Origin of the sequence: Enterobacter sp. 200527-13 (assembly GCF_027924865.1) — a bacterium.
GTDB classification, from domain to species: domain Bacteria; phylum Pseudomonadota; class Gammaproteobacteria; order Enterobacterales; family Enterobacteriaceae; genus Enterobacter; species Enterobacter ludwigii.
In genome coordinates, this window is record NZ_BSCM01000005.1 from 161882 (window position 1) to 183070 (window position 21189).

The following is a 21189-nucleotide window of genomic DNA, read 5'->3' on the forward strand; positions in this document are numbered from 1 at the left end:
GCTACACTGAATGTAACGATATATTTCATGGGAAGCCTGTGACGTCTAAAGGGGATTTTGATGAAAGCTGCACACCTGGTTTGCCTGCTCGTTTGTCTGCTCTTCGCCGCGTTTGTCCATGCCCAGGAAAAAGATGATCCCGTGAAAGAGGCCCAGATAAAGCAGCAGATCCTTAAAGATGTGAAGAAGGCCTGCACGCCCCAGAAAAAGCAGAGCGATAAAGCCTGGCAGGCGATGATTTTGTCGTCTGAGGCCAATCAACTGTTGATCAAAAACGCCATCACGGCCGTGAAGCGCGACAATCTGGATGCTTACTGGGACGCGGTCAGTCAGGTAGATTGTATGGAAGATTATTAAGCGTGAAGCCAAGCTTCACGCTTTTTTTTAGCGCTTTCGTACATCCGGAATAATCAAATCCCCGCGCAGAACATAGGACCCCAGCATCTGCGTTTTCTCCGTCAGCCAGCCCACAATACGTGCCGCCATAGCATCCATCGAGTATTCGATGGCCGGGATCACCGGGATACCTGGCAGATGCAGCGATCCGGCAAGGCTAAAGACCATAATGTCGTCCGGAACGGATTTATTAAACGCCTGCAGCTGCGGGATCACCCGCTGAGCTTCCTGTTCGTCCGCCACCAGCAGCGCGTTAAAATTCAGCGTGCTCGCATTGTTAAGCAACTCCTGCAGCGCAACGGATGAGGAGGTGGCATCCATAAAGACGAGGTTGCGATTAAAGGGCAGGAAATTTTTCTCCAGCGCGTGTTTATAGCCCAGCAACACCTGGTCGGCGAAACCGCTGCCTTGCGGATGGATCAGGGCTATCTGGCGTCGCCCCTGGCTGGTCAGATAGTTACAGGCGGTTTCGGCGGCAAAGGCGTGATCGAACTGGATGCTGTTGGAATTATCGGACTCCATGCAGTCAACGAGGATGACATTGTCCATCTCGACGTCCAGCGGGAAACGCGCGCCAATCACCAGGATGTCATCACATAACCCACAGGAAAGTTCTTCCAGGGCGTGCATCACTTCCGCTTTGGTATGCGCGAAGCGCAACAGCAGATGTTTTTGATGCTGGCTGAGGTGCTTTTCCAGCGCGTAAAGATAACCGGTGGTCTGGTTAATATTCTCCTGCGCGCAAATCACCCCAATACACCCCGTCGACTGGCTCAGCAGCGACTGCGCAATCACATTGGGCCGGTAGTTCAGTTCATCAACCGCTTTTAAAACGGCCTGGCGGCTGGCTTCCTTTACGCCACGCGACCCACTCAACACTCGCGATACCGTGGCTTTAGACACCCCGGCAAGACGTGATACATCATTGATTGTCGACATCTCTTTCCCCTGGCAGGCTTACTTCGCACCTGCAAATTCCATCACCGCTACGGCTCATATTATAGCCAGAATGGAGTATATCCTTTTCCGTTTTTCATGGAAACCGATTTTCCATTTCAACTCAAAATGATGTCAAAACACGCAAATTATGTGACTTGCATCTGGTTAATTAGCGTCATAAGTAGTGGATCTTGATGGTTGTCACACTTCTGTCTTTTATAAATGGAAACCGGTTTCCGTATAATGTCCAATCATCCTCGCAATAACTTTTTACATTTAGAGGATGGTTGTCGATGTTCAAGATTATGCTGTGTTGCTCTGCCGGGATGTCCACCAGCCTGCTGGTCAGCAAAATGGTCGATGTCGCGAAAGAGCGCGGGTTGCCGGTAAAAATAGACGCGTATGGCGTTTCCGAATTTGATACGCAGTTTCCGCAGTACCAGGTTGTCCTTCTCGGACCCCAGGTGAAGTACATGTTACAGACACTCTCAGACAAGGCGGCCACAAAGGGCATCCCGGTCCAACCCATCGACATGATGGATTACGGTATGCAACGTGGCGATAAAGTACTGGACTATGCTCTGTCGCTCATCGACGCGGCACACTAAAAGGTGTTCACATGAGTTCGTTATATCAATCAATGGTCGCGGTTATTGAGCAGTCAATTACCCCGCTGGCCGCGAAGCTCGGCCAGCAAAAGTATGTGATTGCCATCCGCGACGGCTTTACCGCCGCGCTGCCGTTTATGATCATCGGCTCGTTTATGCTGGTGTTCATCTTCCCGCCCTTCTCCGCGGATACGACAAACAGCTTTGCCCGCGGCTGGCTGGATTTCTCCCAGACTTACCGTGAACAGCTGATGCTGCCGTTCAACCTCAGCATGGGCGTGATGACGTTCTTCATTTCGGTGGGGATTGGTGCAAGCCTGGGGCGTCAGTTTAACCTCGATCCGGTGATGTCCGGTCTGCTGGCCTTTATGGCCTTCCTGCTGGTGGCGGCTCCGTATGCCGACGGCAAGATCTCGACCCAGTACCTCTCCGGCCAGGGGATTTTCACCGCGCTGATCACCGCCATCTACTCCACCCGCGTGTATGCGTGGCTGAAGCAGAACAACGTGACCATCCGTCTGCCGAAAGAAGTGCCGACCGGTGTGGCGCGTTCGTTTGAGATCCTGATCCCGGTCATGGTGGTGATCGGTACCCTGCACCCGCTGAACCTGTTTATCGAAGCACAAACCGGGATGATTATCCCGCAGGCGATTATGCACCTGCTGGAACCGCTGGTCTCTGCGTCTGACTCCCTGCCTGCCATTCTGCTCTCCGTGCTGCTGTGCCAGATCTTCTGGTTTGCCGGTATCCACGGCTCGCTGATTGTCACCGGCATCATGAACCCGTTCTGGATGGCCAACCTGTCCGCAAACCAGGCGGCACTGGCGGCTGGCGCGGCGCTGCCACACGTTTACCTGCAGGGTTTCTGGGACCACTACCTGCTGATTGGCGGCGTCGGCTCCACGCTTCCGCTGGCCTTCCTGCTGCTGCGCAGCCGCGTCACACACCTGCGCACCATCGGCAAAATGGGCGTTGTGCCCAGCTTCTTTAACATCAACGAACCGATTCTGTTCGGCGCGCCAATCATCATGAACCCGATGCTGTTTATCCCGTTCGTGTTTGTTCCGCTGGTGAACGCCTGCCTGGCGTACGGCGCCACCAAAATGGGCTGGCTGGCACAGGTGGTGTCGTTAACCCCGTGGACGACCCCGGCCCCTATTGGCGCATCGTGGGCGGCAAACTGGGCGTTGAGCCCGGTGGTGATGTGTCTGGTGTGTATGGTGATGTCAGCGCTGATGTACCTGCCGTTCCTGCGTGCTTACGAGCGTACGTTGATAAAAAACGAAGAGCAGAAAGCCCAGGCAACCGTCGGTGCCGCTGAAACAGCAAGTCATTAAGTCAAAGAGGAAAGGTCATGAAATACGCATTTCCCGATAATTTCTGGTGGGGCAGCGCAAGCTCCGCCCTCCAGACCGAAGGGACACGAGAGGGTGAAACCACCTGGGATTACTGGTTTGCCCGCGAGCCAAACCGTTTTCATAATGGCGTGGGACCGCAGCACACCTCCACGTTTTATCAACACTGGAAAACGGACATTCAGCTGTTAAAGCAGCTGAACCACAACAGCTTTCGCACCTCGATTAGCTGGGCGCGCCTGATCCCCGACGGTATCGGTGAAGTGAACCCGGAAGCGGTCGATTTTTATCATCAGGTCATTGATGAGCTGATTGAACAGGGTATTACCCCGTTTATCACCCTGTTCCACTTCGACATGCCGATGGCGATGCAGGAGATTGGCGGCTGGGAAAACCGCAACGTGGTGGACGCTTACGCCCGTTATGCGCAGATTTGCTTCGATCTGTTTGGCGATCGCGTGCTGCACTGGTTTACCTTCAACGAGCCGATTGTGCCGGTGGAAGGCGGCTATCTGTACGATTTCCACTATCCCAACGTGGTGGATTTTCGTCGTGCGGCCACCGTGGCATATCACACCGTGCTGGCGCATGCGCAGGCGGTACGCGCTTACCGTGCCGGGCACTACGCTGGGGAGATCGGTATCGTACTGAACCTGACGCCGTCCTATCCGCGCTCGCAAAACCCGGCTGACGTCAAAGCGGCACACATTGCGGACCTGATGTTTAACCGCAGCTTCCTTGACCCCGTCCTGCGCGGCGAATACCCGGCGGATCTGGTGGCGTTGCTGAAATCTTACGATCAGCTCCCCGCCTGCAAACCGGAAGACAGTTTCCTGATTGCGGAAGGAAAAATCGACCTGCTCGGCATTAACTATTATCAGCCGCGTCGCGTGAAATGCCGTGACAGTGCGGTGAACCCACAGGCACCGTTTATGCCGGAGTGGTTCTTTGATAATTACGAAATGCCTGGCCGCAAGATGAATCCATACCGTGGCTGGGAAATTTATGAGCCGGGTATTTACGATATTCTGATTAACCTGCGCGACAATTACGGTAACCCACGCTGCTTTATTTCTGAGAACGGTATGGGTGTCGAAAATGAACAGCGCTTTATTGAGAATGGTCAGATAAACGATCAATACCGCATCGATTTTATTTCCGAACATTTGGCCTGGCTGCATAAAGGTATTAGCGAAGGGTGCCAGTGTCTTGGCTACCATATGTGGACCTTTATTGATAACTGGTCGTGGTGTAATGCGTATAAAAATCGCTACGGATTTATCCAGCTCGATTTAACTACCCAGCAGCGCACCATCAAGAAAAGCGGCGAGTGGTTTGCCGCCACCGCATTAAATAACAGTTTTGACAGAGAGTCAGTGTAATGATCGCATTAGAAGAAGCCGTAATGGAAATTATCGTCAACGCCGGTCAGTCGCGTAGCCTGTGCTTTGAAGCCCTGCACGCGGCGCGTCAGGGCAACCTTGACGAAGCCAAAAGCCTGCTGCGCGAAGCCGATGGCTACGCGCGCCAGGCGCACAAAATGCAGACCAAACTGATCGAACAGGATGCGGGCGAAGCCCGCCAGCCGATGACCTTAATAATGGTTCACGCGCAGGATCATTTAATGAATTCCCTGCTGGCACGTGAATTATCCGAAGAAATAATCCATTTATATCAGAGATAATGTATGGCGAAAAAACGTTAATGTAATCACTCTGTACCTAAAATAGAAATCCACTTGTTCTGATGATAGCGACAAACTCTGTCAGATCGGAGCGGGATGGTTATTGTCTGAATAAAATTAAACTATATTGAGATAACCATGAATTATATTAAAAAACTTCCATTAACCATGGCGGTTGTCGCCGCGCTTTGCCCAATTTCTGTACTCGCACAAGAATTTACGCAAGAGCAAATCGACGCCATCGTGGCGAAAGCGGTAGATAAAGCGCTGGCCGAACGGCAGGCCAAAATGGACGCTGCCGTCGCGAAAAAAGCGGACGTGGTCACCGAACCACAAAGCGCGGCGCAATCACCGGACCTCGCGATTCCGTTTGGGGCTAAATTTACCGGCTATGCCCGCTACGGCGCGCACTTCCAGGCAGCCGATCAGAAATACGTGGCGGTAGACGGTTCCTATAACGGCGCATCCGCGATTGGTCGTCTGGGTAACGAAGGCAACGGCGGTGAATTCCAGCTCTCCAAAGCCTTCAAGGGGGACAACGGTGCCATCTGGGACATCAACGTGATGATCGACCACTGGGGCGACGAGGTTAACCTGAAAAAAGCCTATGCCGGTGTGACCAACATTATGGCCTCCAACCCGAACGCCTATTTCTGGGCCGGCCGTGACTTCCACCAGCGTCCACAGCAGGGTATCAACGATTACTTCTGGATGAACCACGACGGCCAGGGTGCCGGGGTGAAGAACTTCGACATCGGCGGCGTGCAGTTTGACGTTGCCGCGGTGGCCGCGGTGGAATCCTGTAGCCCGGAAGTGATGGAAGATGAGGCGAACCCGTCGCGCATTACCTGTACCGGCGGTTCCGGCACGGGCGACAAAGGTAACTACGCTGCGACCTCAAAAATCCACGGCATGAAAGTCGGCCCGCTGGATCTGGAGCTGTACGCGAACTACGGTTTTGACTCCAAAGCCATTGAGAGTGAAGAGCGTCTGAAGGCCTGGCAGGGCGGCGTGGTGCTGAGCCACACCAACGACAGCGGCGTGAATAAGGTGATTGCCCGTTATTCTGATAACGCGGACAACAGCGTATTCAACAAAACCGAGGATCTGACCACGGTCTACGCCAGCTTCGAAGGGCTGTACAAATTCACCCAGGCCACGCAGGTGGAGTACATCCTCGCCTTCCACGACTACGACAACAGCCGCGATAAAACCGACAACCGTAAGAACTACAACGCCATCGTGCGTCCGATGCACTGGTGGAACGACGTTCACTCCACCTGGCTGGAAGCAGGCTGGCAGCACGTGGATTACGACAATGGCGGTGATAACAAAGGCTGGAAGCTGACCCTGTCGCAGAACATGTCTATCGCCATGGGGCCAGAGTTCCGCCCAATGCTGCGCTTCTACGTGACCGGCGGCAAAGTGGATAACGAACGCACCGCCCGTGTGAACGGTACAAAAGATGAGACGCTGGATGATTTCAACGTCGGCGCGATGTGGGAAGCGTGGTTCTAAGCAAGATAAAAGCAAAACGGCAACGCACGTTGCCGTTTTTCGTGTTTGCACCCTCTCCCCGTGGGAGAGGGCCGGGGTGAGGGCATCAGGCCACACCGCACCCGGCAAGACCCATGTTATGCTACACAAAAACCAACATAACAGGGGAGAACATGGGTTCCACACGTAAAGGAATGCTCAACGTTCTGATCGCCGCCGTTTTATGGGGCAGCTCAGGGGTTTGCGCGCAGTACATCATGGAGAAAAGCCAGATCTCGTCCCCTTACCTGACGATGATTCGCCTGCTGTTTACCGGCGTCATCTTGCTGACCCTCTCCTTCGTGCATGGCGACAAGATTTTCTCGGTCATCAGACATCGTAAAGACGCCCTCAGCCTGCTGTTTTTCTCGCTGGTTGGTGCGCTCACCGTCCAGCTCACCTTCCTGCTGACGATTGAAAAATCCAACGCGGCGACGGCCACCGTGCTGCAGTTTCTCTCGCCAACGATCATCGTCGCGTGGTTCGCGCTGGCGAGGAAAAAACGTCCCGGCGTGTTTGTTTTATCCGCCATTTTGACGTCACTTGTCGGCACCTTCCTGCTGGTCACCCACGGCGATCCGACCTCGCTCTCCATCTCCCCTGCCGCCCTGTTCTTCGGTATCGCCTCGGCCTTTGCCGCCGCGTTTTATACAACCTACCCGTCGACGCTTATCGCCCGCTACGGCACGCTGCCGATTGTTGGCTGGAGTATGTTAATCGCGGGGGTCGTGCTGACGCCGTTCTACGCCGGACGCGGGACCACCTTCGTGATTGATGGCAGCCTGCTGCTGGCGTTTTTCTATCTGGTGGTGATTGGCACGGCGCTGACGTTCAGCCTGTATCTGAAAGGCGCGCAGATGATTGGCGGGCCGAAGGCGAGCATTCTGAGCTGTGCCGAGCCGCTGAGCAGCGCCCTGCTGTCGGTGATTTTGCTTGGGGTGGCGTTTACGCTGCCGGACTGGCTGGGCACGCTGTTGATTGTGTCGTCGGTGGTGCTGATTTCGATGGATTCGAGAAGACGGGTTCAGACATCGGCGTAGCCTGATGCCCTCACCCCATCCCTCTCCCACGGGAGAGGGAGAAAAGCATTACTTCGCCTTAACCTTCCCCGCCACCAGCAGCGCGGTCAGCAGCATCAGCGTACCGGAAATCACCAGCGGTGACGTCAGCCCCAAATGGTCTAGCGCAACGCCGCCGATCGCCGCACCGCAGGTGTTCGCCAGCTGGATCACCGCGACCTGAATCGACCCGGCTTTTTCCGCCTGATCGGCGAGCGAGCGGGTGATCCACGTCGACCAGCCCACCGGCACCAGCGCAAAAGCAAAGCCCCAGATAATCGCAATCGCCGACGCAACCCACTTATCGCTGCCCCACAGCACCAGCACCGCAGCGCTAATTGCCAGCACCAGCGGCGCGCCCGCCAGCGCCACTTTCAGGGAACGCTTCAGGAACGCGGACGACAGCGAGGTACCGACAAAGCTGGCGATACCGAAGCTCAGGAGTACCAGCGTCAGGCCATCCACATCAAACCCGGCCATGTTCATGAATACCGGGCGGATATAGGTGAAGAAGGCAAACTGTCCGGCAAATGCCATAAAGATGGCGGTCATCCCCGCCAGCACGCCCGGGCGCTTCAGCAGGCTGAACATATTCTGTTTATGGTGTGCCGCTTCCCCCGGTAAGGACGGCAGCGCTTTCCAGACCCAGAGAATGCAAAGCACCCCCATCACCGCGGCAGCGTTAAAGACGTTACGCCAGCCGATGATCCCGCCAAGGAAACTGCCCAACGGCGCAGCAATGACCAGCGCAATCGAAACAGCACCAAAGATCACGGAGAGGGCTTTCGGCACGGTGCGCGCGGGAACCAGACGCATGGTGAGCGAGGCCGACATTGCCCAGAAGCCGCCTAATCCCAGCCCCAGACAGGCGCGACCCAGCAGCAACAGGGTGAAGTTATTGGCAAAAGAGACCAGCAGGCAGGAGAGCGTCAGCAGCACGCTGAACAGAATGACCACTTTACGGCGGTCGATGGTGCCGATCACCTGGGTAATAAACAGGCTCGCGAACATCGCCACAAAGGCGGTCACAGTGACGGACTGCCCCGCCACCCCTTCGGAAATGCCCAGATCCTGCGCCATCGGCGTCAGCAGGCTCACCGGCAGAAACTCAACGGTAATCAGGCAGGCAACGCAAAATGCCACGGAGAAAACCGCCGACCAGTTGGGGCGAGTGACCTCCTGGGTCTGCGGTCTGGGTGTGGGCTGAATGTGTTCTGTCATGGCGTCACCTGAAGATAAAAACGTGCGGAAAAGTCGCGCAGTTTATCATCAAAAGTGTGACGGATTTAACGATTTGACAACTTTTGTCGTTTTTAATGAGCCTGAAGAGAGCACGTCGTCGACTGATACCTTTTCTGCATAACGAAAATGAAAATTCAGTATCCACATTTGAGGTGAAACAATCATAGCGTCTGAAAAGGAGAAACTATGAAAACACGTAATTTATCTCAAAATCTTACCGTCAGTGCCGTCGGCTACGGTGCCATGGGTCTGAGTGAATTTTATGGCCAGACTGATGACAACGCCTCGCTGCGGGTATTGCATAGCCTCATCGATCTGAACGTGACGTTTATTGATACCGCAAATTTATATGGCCGTGGTCATAATGAAAGACTAATCGGTCATTTTCTTGCCGGGCTGGATAAAAGCACTCGCGAGCAGTTCAAAATAGCCACGAAATGCGGCATCGATCGCTCTCCCGACGAGTCTTATGCCCGCACCATCAACAATACGCCTGACTATATCATCCGCTGCTGTAATGAGTCCCTCAAGCGGCTTGGCGTGGAGCGAATCGACCTCTTTTATCTACACAGACTGAGTAACACCACCCCGGTCGAAGAGAGTATGGATTGTCTGCGCACCCTTGTGAAAGAGGGCAAGATCAACCACATCGGCCTTTGCGAAGTGTCGGCGTCAACGCTGCAACGGGCCCATGCGGTACATCCGGTCACCGCGCTGCAAACGGAATATTCTCTGTGGACACGCGATATCGAGGAAAGCATTCTGCCGGTCGTGAAAGCGTTAGGCATTGGTCTGGTGCCCTACTCGCCTCTTGGCAGAGGTTTCCTGACGGGAAAATACCTGAACAATAGCGAATTTGCAGAGGGTGATTTCCGTAAAAATAACGAGCGCTTTATGCAGTCCAGCCTCGATCATAATCGCCAGCTGCTCGATGTCATCCACCCGCTGGCGGCGAAATACGGCTGTACCGCGGGTCAGATTGCCCTTGCCTGGCTGTTAGCGCAATACGATCGGCTGGTTCCCATCCCGGGCACTAAGCACACTGGCTATCTGGCCGAGAACGCGCGCGCTGCCAACATTGAGCTTGAGAAGAGCGATATTGAATCATTGAACAACCTGCATCGCCGGATAGCGATTAAAGGCGATCGCTATTCTGCCGAGGGTATGAAGGGCGTGAACGCCTGATACCTCATCAAGAAAATAAAAAAACCGGGTTTTCCCGGTTTTTTTATATCGGATACGCCGTGCCGTTAGCGATAAACGCTCAGCGCGGCGACGCCACACTTGCCGTCATTACGGACCAGGGCATGAACCAGCGTCACCAAAATCCGGCAAAGCGCGATTGCCCCGCCGTAAGAACCTGACCCATAATGACCTGAGAGATATTACTGGCCTCTACGCCAGATTCTTTCAGGAGCGCCTGAATGACCCGGCTTCCCAGGTCAGCGGCGGAATGCTCAGCAAGCGCGCCCAGAAATGCGCCCGTCGCCGTGCGGCGGGCTGCAATAATGACAACCTCGCTCATGCATGACTCCCTTTCAGTCCCGGCAACGTATGACCCGTCGCAGCGATTGCCGCGCGGTAGGCGGTAAGACCGTTCATACAGGCGGGAACGCCGGCATACACCGCCATCTGTATCACAATTTCAAGCAGCTCTTCCGGCGTCACGCCGGTGTTGAGCGCGCCTCTCATGTGCAGTTCCAGCTGCGGCATAGCATTACCCAGCGTCACAAGCGAGGCGACAGTCAGCATTTCGCGCGTTTTGAGTTCCAGTCCCGGACGTCCCACCACATCCCCGAACGCATAGTCGGTTATCAGGGCGGGCAGGCCCGGGTCCAGTTCGCTCAGGCGGCGGGTGACTTTATCCGCGAGCCCTGCTTCAAGACGGTCCATGATCTCTCTGCCATAGCGCGTGCGGTCATTAATTTGACTCATAAGATTTCTCCATACGGGATTGTTTTGCGGTCAAGGTTGCAGGAATAACCGCGACAAGCAGAACGGACAGGCCGATAGCCGTGCCGGCGACGATATACAGGAGCGGCATTGAAAATGATGAAACCATCCAGGCACCGACCGACGCGCCGATACCAATGGCGGTATTGAAAAACGAAACGTAGATTGCGGAGGCCGGGAAGGCTTTATCTTCAGCCATACGTAAAACCCACGTCTGGAAGCCGACAAATATTCCTGACACGGCAACGCCCCAGATAATCATGCTGGTGAATATCAGCGCAGCAGAGAGCGAGGAACCTGACAGGCCCAGAAACAGCAGCACTGCACAGATCAGCAGTACAGACAGCGAAACCGTCAGCTTGAGATACTTATCAATCATCACGCCGGTCAGGAAATTACCGGCCAGACCCGCGATGCCGTAAACAAAAAGCACGGCGGGAATAAAGGCGGTGGACAGTAAACTCTGCGTGTGAAGCCAGGGTTCAATGTACGTAAAGGCGGCAAAGTGCGCCGTAACAGCCAGCAGGGTTGCTGAGTAAATTTTCCATAGGGTAGACGATTTCAGCACGCCCTTAAGCGCATCCAGGCCAAGCGCGCTTTTGCTGGCGATCTGGGGAACAAGCACGCTAATACCCACAAAGGCAATTACGCTCAGCGCGGCCATCAGCCAAAATGCCTGCCGCCAGCCGAAGTGGATACCAATGTAGTTGGAAACCGGTACGCCAAAAACGCTTGCTGCGGAAACGCCACCAAATACGATTGACGTCGCCGCACCAATATATCTGGCAGGAACCATGGCAACCGCCGTTGCGCCGATCATCGCCCAGAATGCACCGTGAGCAAGCGCGCCCAGCACGCGGGCACTAAGCAGCATTCCGTAGGTATTTACCGTCGCGGCCATGACGTTAGAGATCAGAAGCACCACGGTGAGCACAAGTAAAAGCCGCTTCTTAGCCACATTGCCTAAAAAGACGGAGGCAAACAGCGCACTCAACGCCCCCACCCAGGCATAAAGCGACACGGTCATGCCCACCGCGGATTCCGAAGACCGTAATCCCTCTGCGATTGGCGTTAATAATCCGACCGGCGCCAGTTCGGTAGTGACAATAGTAAACGTTGAAATAGCCAGAATGAATAACGCAAGCCATGACCTTAACGTCATATTTTGCGGAGAGAGTTCTGAAGTCATACTACTTACCTCAATAATGGTTTAAATAATGTGCCAATTTTTTTCTGCTGCATATCGGATAAGCGCGGAATGCTCTCCCACACAGACGGGATGCCCAATGGCTTCGAGCATTGGAATATCCGAAAGATCGTCACCGTAGGCATAACAATCCGCTGGATTAATCTCCTTATCCCGGCAAAACGTCATCAGGGCGTCTTTTTTACCCGCTCCAATTGTTTGGGGCAGGCCGATTGCCCCCGTCAACTCGCCTGCGTTATTTATTATCAACGGAGCACAGAGTATGTCCGTTACTCCAAGATATTTCGCAATGGGTGACAGAATCGGAAGCATAGAGCCCGATATAAATACGGTGTACATGTTCTTTCTCTGATGGCTTTTAAGTGCTGAAACGGCACTCTCAATAAAAAATTCGTTTTCTGGCTTACGCCTGAACCATTCATGGCCCATTTCTTCCAGATAACGACAAGACACACCTTTAAACTGGCGATAATACTCTCTGTTCAGCGTCTCCCTTGGCACACCGTTTTTAACGTCGACGCGAAAGCGAGACATATAGCGTTGAAGACGATCGTTTTGATTATTTTCCCTGCACCAGAAGTCATAGAAATCAAACATGCTTTTAATATTTATTAGCGTCTCATCAACGTCAAAAAATGCGGCGTGGTTTCATCGCGCCACTGACGATACTACTGATAGTTATGGGCGGGCACCTCAACGTGACGAAACTGAATATAATTAGATTCGGGTAAACTCTTTTTATTATCGATTGGGGATTCAACAAACTTAAGCAGTTCGCGACGAATATCGGTAGAAAGAACAGCAGAGAAACGATGGAACATGGATTCCATTTCACTCTCAGCACACGCAATTTCTTTAATGTCATTGAAAGCGCGCAGTTTCAGCAGTTCATTAACACCGTTTTCTTCACAGGAAAACTAGCGAACGTTTTCATTGCTTTTTAAGGAGGTAAAATCTTTCTCTGTAAAAGTATTTTTTAACGGGAAGCGTGATACCAGTACATATTTAGACGACATAATTACTCCGAATATTGATTGAGTGAGGATTCGGGTAGAAATTTATCAATATAGGAAACAATTGGAATTGTTAAATTTGTAATATATTTTTGGTATTACTGTTGAAATGGGTTTACTGCCCGCATTTAGCGTGTAATATCGAAATGGAAAAAAGACGAAATACCTTTTCGCATTCAGGACCCACGTATGGCCACAGCAGAACATTTAATCAGCAATAACCTGCCCAGTATCAAACAATTACAATGCTTTCTCGCTGTCGCACATGAACTGAACTTCCGTAAGGCTGCCGAACGCCTACGCATGACTCAACCGCCATTGACGCGTCAGATAAAATGCCTTGAAGCGGTTCTGAAACGTCAGTTGTTCAGCCGCAACACGCATGACGTTAGCCTCACAGAAGCAGGCCGTGCGCTGGTTGTTCAGGCTGAAAAAATACTCAAAGACATCAGTAACCTAAAAGAAGATCCTCTCTCTTCTGAAACGAGCCTGCGTATTGGACTCACACGGACCCTTAATTTTGAATATATTGAACCCGTGAATACCCAGCTTCACAAAATGAACGCGGGAGATGATGTCGAAACGCCGGACCTGACGTCAGCCCAACTGCTGCAAAGCTTGTCTAAAAACATGCTGGATCTGGTGCTGACCGGTGAAAAAGGAACGGGTCATGAAGACATTGTTCAATACCGCTGGGTCTGCCAGGAACCGTTGCTCATCGCAATGCCCTCTTTACACCCTGCCAGCCTGAAAGAGAAAGTCGCGCTGGAGGATATTAGCGATCTTCCCATTTTCTGGTTTTCCAGAAGTGCCAACCCGTCATTTTACGACAAATGCGAAAGCTACTTTGATACGCTGAAAACGCCTCTGAAGCGGATAAAAGAGCCGGATGATACCCTTGTGATGCTAAGCCGTATCGCAAGAGGGAAAGGATTTGCGCTACTGCCTCAGTCGAAATGCACCTTTAATCAGGAAGGACTTTGCTACCGTGAACTCACGGACGCCGAGGCAAAAAGGTTAAACATAGATATCTATGCCGCCACTCGCCTCAATGAAAATAGAGAGGAGATTCTTAACGCACAGAATGTGTTATGCGGGAAAACGGCTTAATGCAGGTAAAACACGCCCTCTTCCGGCAGGAAAAGCTGGTTATAGCGCAGCTGGAAGGCGTTTAGCTCCTGCGGATCGGGCTCCATTTCACGCATAAAACCCAGCGTCAGACGGACCTGCGCGTCCGTGATCGGCGCGGCCAGACGGGCTTTACGCAGCATACGGTGCCAGGCAAGCAAATTCTCTTCACTGCCGTCGACAATGCAGACCTGCCAGATCAGCAGCACCTGGGCCGCGTTTTGCAGATGCGCCTCGTCCGGGCGTTCAAGGTAGCGGATAAACTCATTGCCGGACGTTTTACCGAACTGATCGATCATCGATTCTACAGGAACCGGGGTGATCCCCAGCCGCTCGCTCAGGCGTTTAATTGCGCGACGTGAATCTGAGGTCAGGACCCGAAATCCCACCACAAACACCACGGCAAGTGTTGCCAGCATTATCCAGACCATGCGTTCTCCTCTACGTCAGCCGCTCATCATAGCGGGAAACGCGCGGCGTCGACAGCGGGCAAGGCCATAATAGTGCAGTGAAAAAAGGTGGAAAACCGTTATGAGGGCAGCACCAGGTATGCTGGCGTGTAGTGCGCCGAAGACAGCCCGCGCAGAACAGGCTGCGGGGCTGTTGCTTTAGACCGGTCAGCGTGCCTGCAGCCCTTTCAGCAGCGCGTCATGGAAGCGCTGAGGGTCCTGCATCTGAGGCGCATGGCCCATGTCGTTAAACTCAACCAGCGTCGCATGCGGAATACGTTTTTCCGTCTCCTTACCCAGTACTGCATAATTGCCCAGCGTCTTGCGGATCGCCGGCGGGGCGAGGTCTTTCCCGATGGCGGTGTTGTCTTTGGTGCCGATCATCAATAATACCGGCATCTTCAGTTCACCAAATTCGTAGATCACCGGCTGGGTATAAATCATGTCGTAGAGCAGGGCTGAGTTCCAGGCGACACGCGTTTTGCCCGGCCCATTGTTCAGCCCGGCCAGCATCGTCACCCAACGCTCATACTCCGGCTTCCACTCCCCGGCATAGTAGGTATTTTTCTCGTACTGACGAATGCCATCGGCGCTGGTTTTAAGTTCACGCTGATACCATTGATCGACCGTAATATGCGGTACGCCGCGGGCTTTCCAGTCTTCTAAACCAATCGGGTTAACCATCACCAGCTGTTCCACTTCCTGCGGCCACATCAGCGCGTAGCGGGTCGCCAGCATGCCGCCGGTCGAGTGTCCAATAACCGTCACGCGATCGACGCCGAGCTGCTTAAGCAACGCGTGGGTGTTATCCGCCAGCTGCTGGAAGGTGTACTGGTAATGCTCGGGTTTGGTGGATTTACAAAAACCAATCTGGTCTGGTGCCACCACGCGGTATCCGCTGGCGGAAAGCGCGCGGATAGTCCCCTCCCACGTTCCGGCGCAGAAGTTTTTACCATGCATCAGCACCACGGTGCGGCCGTTGGGTTTTTCTGGCTTAACGTCCAGATAGGCCATATCAAGCGGCTGATGTTGCGAGGTAAAGGTGAAATGCTTAACCGGCCAGGCGTAATCAAACCCCTCCAGCTTCTCGCCGTACGTCGGCGCATCCGCCGCCAGGGCGGGGGAGGCAAGCGCCACCAATAGCGCAAGACAGGATAGTCGTCGGTTTACCATGCAAGCTCTCCATAACAAAACGGACAAAAGCCGCGGGGTGCGGCAGCAAAATTAAAATGTAGAGCATTGCAGGGAGCGGGTCTGTAAAGGGGGGTAAAGGTGGGATGTAAAAAAAAGCCCGGCGGTCAACCGGGCAAAGAAGTTACCTGCACACTCAGGCTACTTTTAATTTCTGCATCCGATTTTCACGGCGGATCTTACGTTCTTCCAGCACCGCGACCATCGCCATCAGGACGATACAGCCGATGGCGGCGGCATCCAGCGCGGCAAAGGTGCCCGCCCAGCCGGTGAGGCCGAAAATCGGCGTGCCGTCGGCGATCATACCCAGACCCAGCTTGGCGAAGCTGTCACCGATCAGGTAGGCGAAGGTGCCTTTAATTCCATCGGCAGCGCCGATCGCTTTTTTCGGTACGAAGCCGACTGCTGCCACGCCGATCAGCAGCTGTGGACCAAACACCAGGAAGCCGAGCGCGAACAGGGACGACAGGTAAACGTACTGGTTGCTGGCGTGCTGGTAGACGCCGAGCGTGGCGATAATCAGCGCCAGGGCGACGCAGGCCACCAGCGCGCGGCGACCATTGGCGAGGTCCGAGAGCCAGCCCCACAGCAGCGTGCCGACCAGCGCGCCCACTTCGAACAGGGTGAAGCCCTGAATCGCAACTTCTTTGGAGAGCTTCAGCTCCTGGAAGGCATACACGGTCGACCACTGGTCGATGCCGATGCGCACCACGTACAGGAAAATGTTTGAGAAGCACAGCAGCCAGATCACTTTGTTTTTCAGCACGTACTCAACAAAGATCTGCCATTTGGACATCTCGTTTTCTTCGGTCTCTTTGTCCTCTTCGCTGATCTCCTCGCCGAACAGCTCTTCGGCTTTGCCGAGGCCGTACGATTCCGGGGAGTCGCTGCCGTAGCGCAGGCCAATAAAGCCGACAATCAGGGCGATAATCGACGGGAAGATAAACATGCCGATCACGTGGCCGTCGAACAGGTAGTTCGCGCCGAACAGCGCCACGCCTGCCGCACCTGCCCCACCGAGGTTGTGGGAGATGTTCCACATGCCGAGGTACGAACCACGCTTGCGGCGAGGGGTCCATTTGGTGATGGTGGAGTAACTGCACGACCCGCCGGTACTCTGGAAGAAACCGCTCAGGGCGTAGAAGGCGATCATCATGAACAGGCTGACGGAACCCGCGCCCATGCTGGCGCTGAAGCCGAGCATACAGATGGCGGAGAGGATCAGCATAAACGGCAGGAACTGTTTGGTGTTTTTGCCGTCCGCGTAGTAGGAAACGACGGTTTTGCCCACGCCGTAGGTGATAGAGAAGCCCAGGCCAATCATCCCCAGCTGCGTCATGCTCAGCCCGTAGGTTGAGATCATGTCGTTCTGCGCGATGTTAAAGTTTTTGCGGATCAGGTACATGGTCAGGTAGCCGATAAAGACCACCAGGTAAGACTGCATGAACGGTTTGAACCACATTTTACGCCGCACATCGAGCGGCAGATCCAGGGTCGGCTTGCGCACCTGATTTAAGAAGGCCAGCATGATTGGTTTACTCCTGAGCTGATTTTTGCAGCATTGTAAAAACCAGCCGGGAGCGACGCCTGAGACAGCATCCAGGTGAAACCAGGAAAATTTCTTAGTTTTGCGCCATTCGGGATGAAAAGGTGAAGCTCATCACGCTTCGTGTGCCTCGCGCGGCGCCTGCGCATGCAGGAACGGCAGCAGCAGCAGGGCCGAAATTCCTGCCGCGATGGCGATCACGGCAAAGAAACCGCTCCAGTGCCAGACGTCGATCACCCGCGCCAGCGGCCAGCCGGAGAGCGAAGCGCCAAGGTAAGCAAACAGCCCGACAAAGCCCGTCGCGGCCCCCGCGGCGTCTTTGTGTGAACACTCCGCCGCCGCCATGCCGATCAGCATCTGCGGGCCAAAGACGAAAAAGCCGGTGGTGAAGAAACACGCCGCCTGCATCACGTAGCTGGCAAACGGCATCAGCCATAGCGAACCAACGGAAAGTAAAATCCCGGCGGCGAAGATCAGGTTCATCGGCCCGCGGTTACCGTTGAAGAGCTTATCCGAGCCCCATCCCGCCACCAGCGCGCCGATAAAGCCGCCCAGCTCGAACATCGTCACCGCCGAGTTGGCGGTGACCAGATCGACGCCCAGGGTTTCGGACATATACAGATTGCCCCAGTCGTTGATCGCCGCACGCACCACGTAGACCAGCACGTAGCAGAGGGAGAGTAACCAGATATAGGGATTTAACAGCACATATTTGGTGAGGATCTCTTTACGCGTCAGCCCTGCACCTTCCTGCTGTTGAGCGACTTCCATCTCGTCGTGCCGCCAGTCGCCTACCGCGGGCAGCCCCACGGTTTGTGGCCTGTCACGTAGTCGCCAGCAGAGAAACAGCCCGGCAACGATCGCCAGCCCGCCGGCAATCATCATTCCCGTGCGCCAGCCGTAGTGCAGCGCCGCCGCCCCGACCACCATCGGAATAAGCGCCCCCCCGACGTTATGCGCCGTGTTCCAGATAGCCCACCAGCCGCCACGCTCGTTGCGCGAGTACCAGGCGGTGAGCAGACGGGCACACACCGGCGCGCCCCATCCCTGGAAAAAGGCGTTCAACGCCCACAGCAGCGCAAAGGCCCAGAGCGAGGTGGAGAAGCCAAACAGAATGTTCACCACCCCGGTGGCAATGAGTCCTGAGCCCATAAAATAACGGGCATTCGAACGGTCGCTGACGATACCGGAGAAAAACTTCGACAGGCCGTAGGTGATGTAAAACAGCGTCGCCAGCAGACCAATATCGGTGCGTGTCATCACCCCGCTGGCGAGGATTTCCGGCGCGGCGGCGTTGAAACTTTTGCGGGTAAAGTAAAAAAGCGCATACCCCAGCCAGATGGTGATCAGGATATGGCGACGCCAGTAACGATAGCGGGCGTCAATTTCACGTTTATCGTTTAGCGGGGCGGCATTCGCCGGGGTTTTAAACATGCTGACTCCTCAGCGGTAAACTGACGCTGACGCGCGTGCCGTGGGTGCAGGAGATCGTCAGGGTGCCACCCAACGCCTTGACGCGCTCACGCATGCCCGCCAGGCCAAAACCCAGCTGGCCGGAGCCCGGCGGCAGACCGCAGCCATCATCTTCAATCACCAGCATCAGGCGTTCATCCTGTTGCCATCCCTGCAGCGTTACCGCGCTGGCGCTGGCGTGCTTAACAATATTATTCAGCCCTTCCTGACAGACGCGGAACAGCGTGACGCGCTGGCCCTCGCTCAGCAAAGATTCATTGATGCGCCAGTCAAGATGACTGACGATCCCGCGGCTTTCCAGCTCCATCTCGCGCATCAGAGACCGTACCGCCTGCTCAAGCGTAAGATCGTCCAGCTGGCGCGGTCGCAGCCTGCCAAGCAGTCGCCGCACCGAGTCATACACACCAAGAGAGAGCTGTTCGATATGTGCCCCGCCCTGCTTTACGCCAGCGTTTTCGGCCGCCAGACGCTGAACGATGCCTGCCTGAGTACGAATGGCGGTAATGGTCTGGCCGATGTCATCGTGCAACTCGCGGGCCACCTCCTGCCGGACGCTCTCTTCCGTTTCCAGCAGGCGTTCTGCCAGACGGCGATTACGCGCCAGCTCGGTTTGTAATGAGTGGTTAAGTTCACGCAGGCGCTGAATCCCGGCCCCCAGCAGCAGCCCGGTCAGGCTCTGGGCCAGCAGGGAGAGCAGTAAATCGACGGGGTGATCGTGCCAGGTCTGGCTGGCAATCAGCGCGATAGCGTTCATCAGGGTGGCAATCAGCGCGCCCTGCCAGCCGTAGTGCCACGCGAGGGCAATAATCGGCAACGCCAGGCAAAACGGGGTAAAGCGCGACAGCTCATCGGGCAGGCCAAGCTGCAGCCACAGGCTGATCGCAAACAGCAGCAGATACCAGATAAGATGCCGGGCGCGCCAGTTTACCGGCTGAGAGACCAGCGCCGGTCCGAGCGGCTGCCAGACGGTACTGGTGAGGTAGTGCCAGATAACCAGGCAGGTGGGAGCCAGCGTCAGACCGCCGGTCAGCGTCAGCAGAAGGGCGTTAAGCATCTCCTCCTCGCCGGTCCACGGCAGGGACTGCAACAGCGCGGCGGCAATCAGCGCAGCCCCCTGACGCAGCAGCGTGCGCCAGTCGCGCTGGTGACGATAACGGGAGATCAGCGCCACCGGGATCAGCGTGAGTACGCTGCCCGTCACCAGTAAAGGCAAGTGCGCCAGCGCCACCTCCTGCGCCAGCCAGATCAGCATCAGCCATTCGGCGCCCAGCAGTACCGGCCAGAAACCGCGCGGGCATTGCAGCATCAGCCCCAGACGCAGGCCAAACGGGAAAAGCAGCACCGCCAGCTCCGGGCGTTCAACCAGATGCAGGCTGATGCTCCACAGGCAGAACCAGGCGGCGGAGAAAATGGAAAAACTGGCAGCAACGGCGATCAGCCGTGAAAACAGCGGGTTCATTGCCAGCTGTCGAACATGCGGCGCGCCAGTTCAACGTCATTACTGACGCCGAGTTTTTCCATCAGGTTAGCGCGGTGAACGTGAACGGTTTTTGGCGACAGCCCCAGGTCCACGGCAATCTCTTTCACCGACATCCCCTGCGCCAGTTTTTCTGCCACCTGACGTTCGCGTCGGGTGAGCGGGTCCTGTCGCCCTGCCGCCAGCTTGATGGCGATATCCGGCGTCAGGTAGCACCCGCCGGTGGAGACCGTGCGCACGGCAGCGATCAGTTCGTCCGGGCTGCAGCGCTTGGAAAGAAATCCGCGTGCGCCTGCGTTCAGTGCCTGCTCTACCAGCGCCGGGCTGTCATGGACCGAGAGCATCACGATCGCCATCCCTTTCGGCAACTGGCTCAGCAGCTCGAGTCCTGAGAGATCCGGCATTGAGATATCGCAGATACAGACCTGGACACCGCGCCCGGGCAAACCTGCCAGCGCCTCGCGACCGGAGCCGAACTCCGCCACCACCTGAAAATCAGGCTCAAGGTTCAGCAGCTGGGCAAATCCGGAGCGGACGATGAGGTGGTCGTCGATAAGGGCGATGGTGGTCATGGCGCGTTCCTGGCGGGTTAAAAAACGCGCTTACCTTAACGATAAGCGCGTGGGGGTTCAAGCTTTGCGCTATTTACTCGAAGAACACCGCAATTTTGTTAAACATGGTGGGATCGGACTGGTTGCGCACCACTTTCTCGACATCTTCCAGCTTGTCGATCTGCGCAATCATCTGCTCCAGACGCTGATCGTCATTCACCAGTAGCCAGATGCGGCTGTGCTCGCTGCCCTGAATGGGCAGACAGAGGATACCTTCCACGTTAAACGCGCGGCGGGCAAAGAGCCCACAGACGTGCGTCATCACGCCAGGGTGGTTGCGGACGGTGAGTTCCAGAATGACGTTATCATGTTGTTTCTGCATG

General features: G+C 55.1%; 20 protein-coding genes and 2 pseudogenes. 9 read left to right on the top strand and 13 right to left on the bottom strand.

Annotated features, from left to right (window positions below):
• Nucleotides 1-60: 60 nt before the first annotated feature.
• Entirely contained in the window at nucleotides 61-357 is a 297-nt protein-coding gene (locus QMG44_RS17275; RefSeq protein ID WP_020882719.1) for a YicS family protein, read from the top strand.
• A 27-nt stretch (nucleotides 358-384) separates the two neighbouring features.
• Here QMG44_RS17275 and QMG44_RS17280 read toward each other — a convergent pair whose 3' ends face one another.
• A complete protein-coding gene (locus QMG44_RS17280) occupies nucleotides 385-1335 on the bottom strand; it encodes a LacI family DNA-binding transcriptional regulator (RefSeq protein WP_014168010.1) in 951 nt (316 codons plus the stop codon).
• Between the two features lie 293 nt (nucleotides 1336-1628).
• Between QMG44_RS17280 and QMG44_RS17285 the strand changes: the two genes are divergently transcribed.
• From QMG44_RS17285 to QMG44_RS17310, 6 genes are all read left to right on the top strand, one after another.
• On the top strand, nucleotides 1629-1943 hold the full coding sequence (locus tag QMG44_RS17285; RefSeq protein ID WP_078775090.1) for a PTS sugar transporter subunit IIB: 315 nt from the start codon (nucleotides 1629-1631) through the stop codon (nucleotides 1941-1943).
• 11 nt (nucleotides 1944-1954) lie between these two features.
• Nucleotides 1955-3280: a PTS sugar transporter subunit IIC gene (locus QMG44_RS17290; RefSeq protein ID WP_086533066.1), complete on the top strand. Its 1326-nt coding sequence runs from the start codon at nucleotides 1955-1957 to the stop codon at nucleotides 3278-3280.
• A gap of 17 nt (nucleotides 3281-3297) precedes the next feature.
• Nucleotides 3298-4680 carry a glycoside hydrolase family 1 protein gene (locus QMG44_RS17295; RefSeq protein WP_020882721.1) on the top strand — a complete coding sequence of 461 codons (1383 nt, stop codon included), beginning with the start codon at nucleotides 3298-3300 and terminating at the stop codon, nucleotides 4678-4680.
• Nucleotides 4680-4982 (top strand): PTS lactose/cellobiose transporter subunit IIA, encoded by a 303-nt coding sequence (locus QMG44_RS17300; RefSeq protein WP_014168006.1) that lies wholly within the window; start codon nucleotides 4680-4682, stop codon nucleotides 4980-4982. The genes QMG44_RS17295 and QMG44_RS17300 overlap by 1 nt, the downstream gene beginning before the upstream one ends.
• 138 nt (nucleotides 4983-5120) lie before the next feature.
• Nucleotides 5121-6500: a carbohydrate porin gene (locus tag QMG44_RS17305; protein ID WP_086533065.1), complete on the top strand. Its 1380-nt coding sequence runs from the start codon at nucleotides 5121-5123 to the stop codon at nucleotides 6498-6500.
• A 152-nt stretch (nucleotides 6501-6652) separates the two neighbouring features.
• Nucleotides 6653-7558 carry a DMT family transporter gene (locus QMG44_RS17310; RefSeq protein ID WP_032679300.1) on the top strand — a complete coding sequence of 302 codons (906 nt, stop codon included), beginning with the start codon at nucleotides 6653-6655 and terminating at the stop codon, nucleotides 7556-7558.
• Nucleotides 7559-7606: 48 nt separating this feature from the next.
• On the opposite strand, the gene nepI is transcribed toward QMG44_RS17310, so the two are convergent.
• Nucleotides 7607-8797 carry a purine ribonucleoside efflux pump NepI gene (gene nepI, locus QMG44_RS17315; RefSeq protein ID WP_044865934.1) on the bottom strand — a complete coding sequence of 397 codons (1191 nt, stop codon included), beginning with the start codon at nucleotides 8795-8797 and terminating at the stop codon, nucleotides 7607-7609.
• A 207-nt stretch (nucleotides 8798-9004) separates the two neighbouring features.
• Here nepI and QMG44_RS17320 point away from each other — a divergent pair, with 207 nt between their 5' ends.
• Entirely contained in the window at nucleotides 9005-10003 is a 999-nt protein-coding gene (locus tag QMG44_RS17320) for an aldo/keto reductase (protein WP_020882725.1), read from the top strand.
• 160 nt (nucleotides 10004-10163) lie between these two features.
• Here the strand turns inward: QMG44_RS17320 and QMG44_RS17325 are convergent.
• The 4 genes and pseudogenes from QMG44_RS17325 to QMG44_RS17340 all read right to left on the bottom strand — a co-directional run.
• A pseudogene (locus QMG44_RS17325) lies at nucleotides 10164-10343 on the bottom strand (acetyl-CoA acetyltransferase); the annotation flags it as partial.
• Nucleotides 10340-10753, bottom strand: a complete 414-nt coding sequence (locus QMG44_RS17330; protein WP_014167999.1) for a carboxymuconolactone decarboxylase family protein — start codon at nucleotides 10751-10753, stop codon at nucleotides 10340-10342. The pseudogene QMG44_RS17325 and the gene QMG44_RS17330, both read right to left, overlap by 4 nt.
• A complete protein-coding gene (locus QMG44_RS17335) occupies nucleotides 10740-11960 on the bottom strand; it encodes an MFS transporter (protein ID WP_025206519.1) in 1221 nt (406 codons plus the stop codon). The genes QMG44_RS17330 and QMG44_RS17335 overlap by 14 nt, the downstream gene beginning before the upstream one ends.
• 21 nt (nucleotides 11961-11981) lie before the next feature.
• Nucleotides 11982-12608: pseudogene (locus QMG44_RS17340) on the bottom strand (HAD family hydrolase); the annotation flags it as partial.
• A gap of 572 nt (nucleotides 12609-13180) precedes the next feature.
• Here QMG44_RS17340 and QMG44_RS17345 point away from each other — a divergent pair.
• On the top strand, nucleotides 13181-14101 hold the full coding sequence (locus tag QMG44_RS17345) for a LysR family transcriptional regulator (RefSeq protein ID WP_020882730.1): 921 nt from the start codon (nucleotides 13181-13183) through the stop codon (nucleotides 14099-14101).
• On the opposite strand, the gene QMG44_RS17350 is transcribed toward QMG44_RS17345, so the two are convergent.
• The 7 genes from QMG44_RS17350 to ilvN form a co-directional block, all read right to left on the bottom strand.
• Nucleotides 14098-14550, bottom strand: coding sequence for a DUF1198 domain-containing protein (locus QMG44_RS17350; RefSeq protein ID WP_086533063.1), 453 nt, complete (start codon nucleotides 14548-14550; stop codon nucleotides 14098-14100). The two genes, QMG44_RS17345 and QMG44_RS17350, sit on opposite strands and share 4 nt — an antisense overlap.
• Before the next feature lie 186 nt (nucleotides 14551-14736).
• Nucleotides 14737-15741 (bottom strand): alpha/beta fold hydrolase, encoded by a 1005-nt coding sequence (locus QMG44_RS17355; protein ID WP_020882732.1) that lies wholly within the window; start codon nucleotides 15739-15741, stop codon nucleotides 14737-14739.
• A 154-nt stretch (nucleotides 15742-15895) separates the two neighbouring features.
• Nucleotides 15896-17287: a hexose-6-phosphate:phosphate antiporter gene (gene uhpT / locus QMG44_RS17360; RefSeq protein ID WP_059305825.1), complete on the bottom strand. Its 1392-nt coding sequence runs from the start codon at nucleotides 17285-17287 to the stop codon at nucleotides 15896-15898.
• A gap of 132 nt (nucleotides 17288-17419) precedes the next feature.
• Nucleotides 17420-18739: an MFS transporter gene (locus QMG44_RS17365; protein ID WP_014167989.1), complete on the bottom strand. Its 1320-nt coding sequence runs from the start codon at nucleotides 18737-18739 to the stop codon at nucleotides 17420-17422.
• Nucleotides 18732-20237: a signal transduction histidine-protein kinase/phosphatase UhpB gene (gene uhpB / locus QMG44_RS17370; protein ID WP_020882734.1), complete on the bottom strand. Its 1506-nt coding sequence runs from the start codon at nucleotides 20235-20237 to the stop codon at nucleotides 18732-18734. The genes QMG44_RS17365 and uhpB overlap by 8 nt, the downstream gene beginning before the upstream one ends.
• The gene (gene uhpA / locus QMG44_RS17375) at nucleotides 20234-20827 is read right to left on the bottom strand and encodes a transcriptional regulator UhpA (RefSeq protein WP_014167987.1); all 594 of its coding nucleotides are present in this window, start codon (nucleotides 20825-20827) and stop codon (nucleotides 20234-20236) included. The genes uhpB and uhpA overlap by 4 nt, the downstream gene beginning before the upstream one ends.
• Before the next feature lie 73 nt (nucleotides 20828-20900).
• The gene (ilvN, locus tag QMG44_RS17380; RefSeq protein WP_014167986.1) at nucleotides 20901-21188 is read right to left on the bottom strand and encodes an acetolactate synthase small subunit; all 288 of its coding nucleotides are present in this window, start codon (nucleotides 21186-21188) and stop codon (nucleotides 20901-20903) included.
• Nucleotide 21189: the final 1 nt, after the last annotated feature.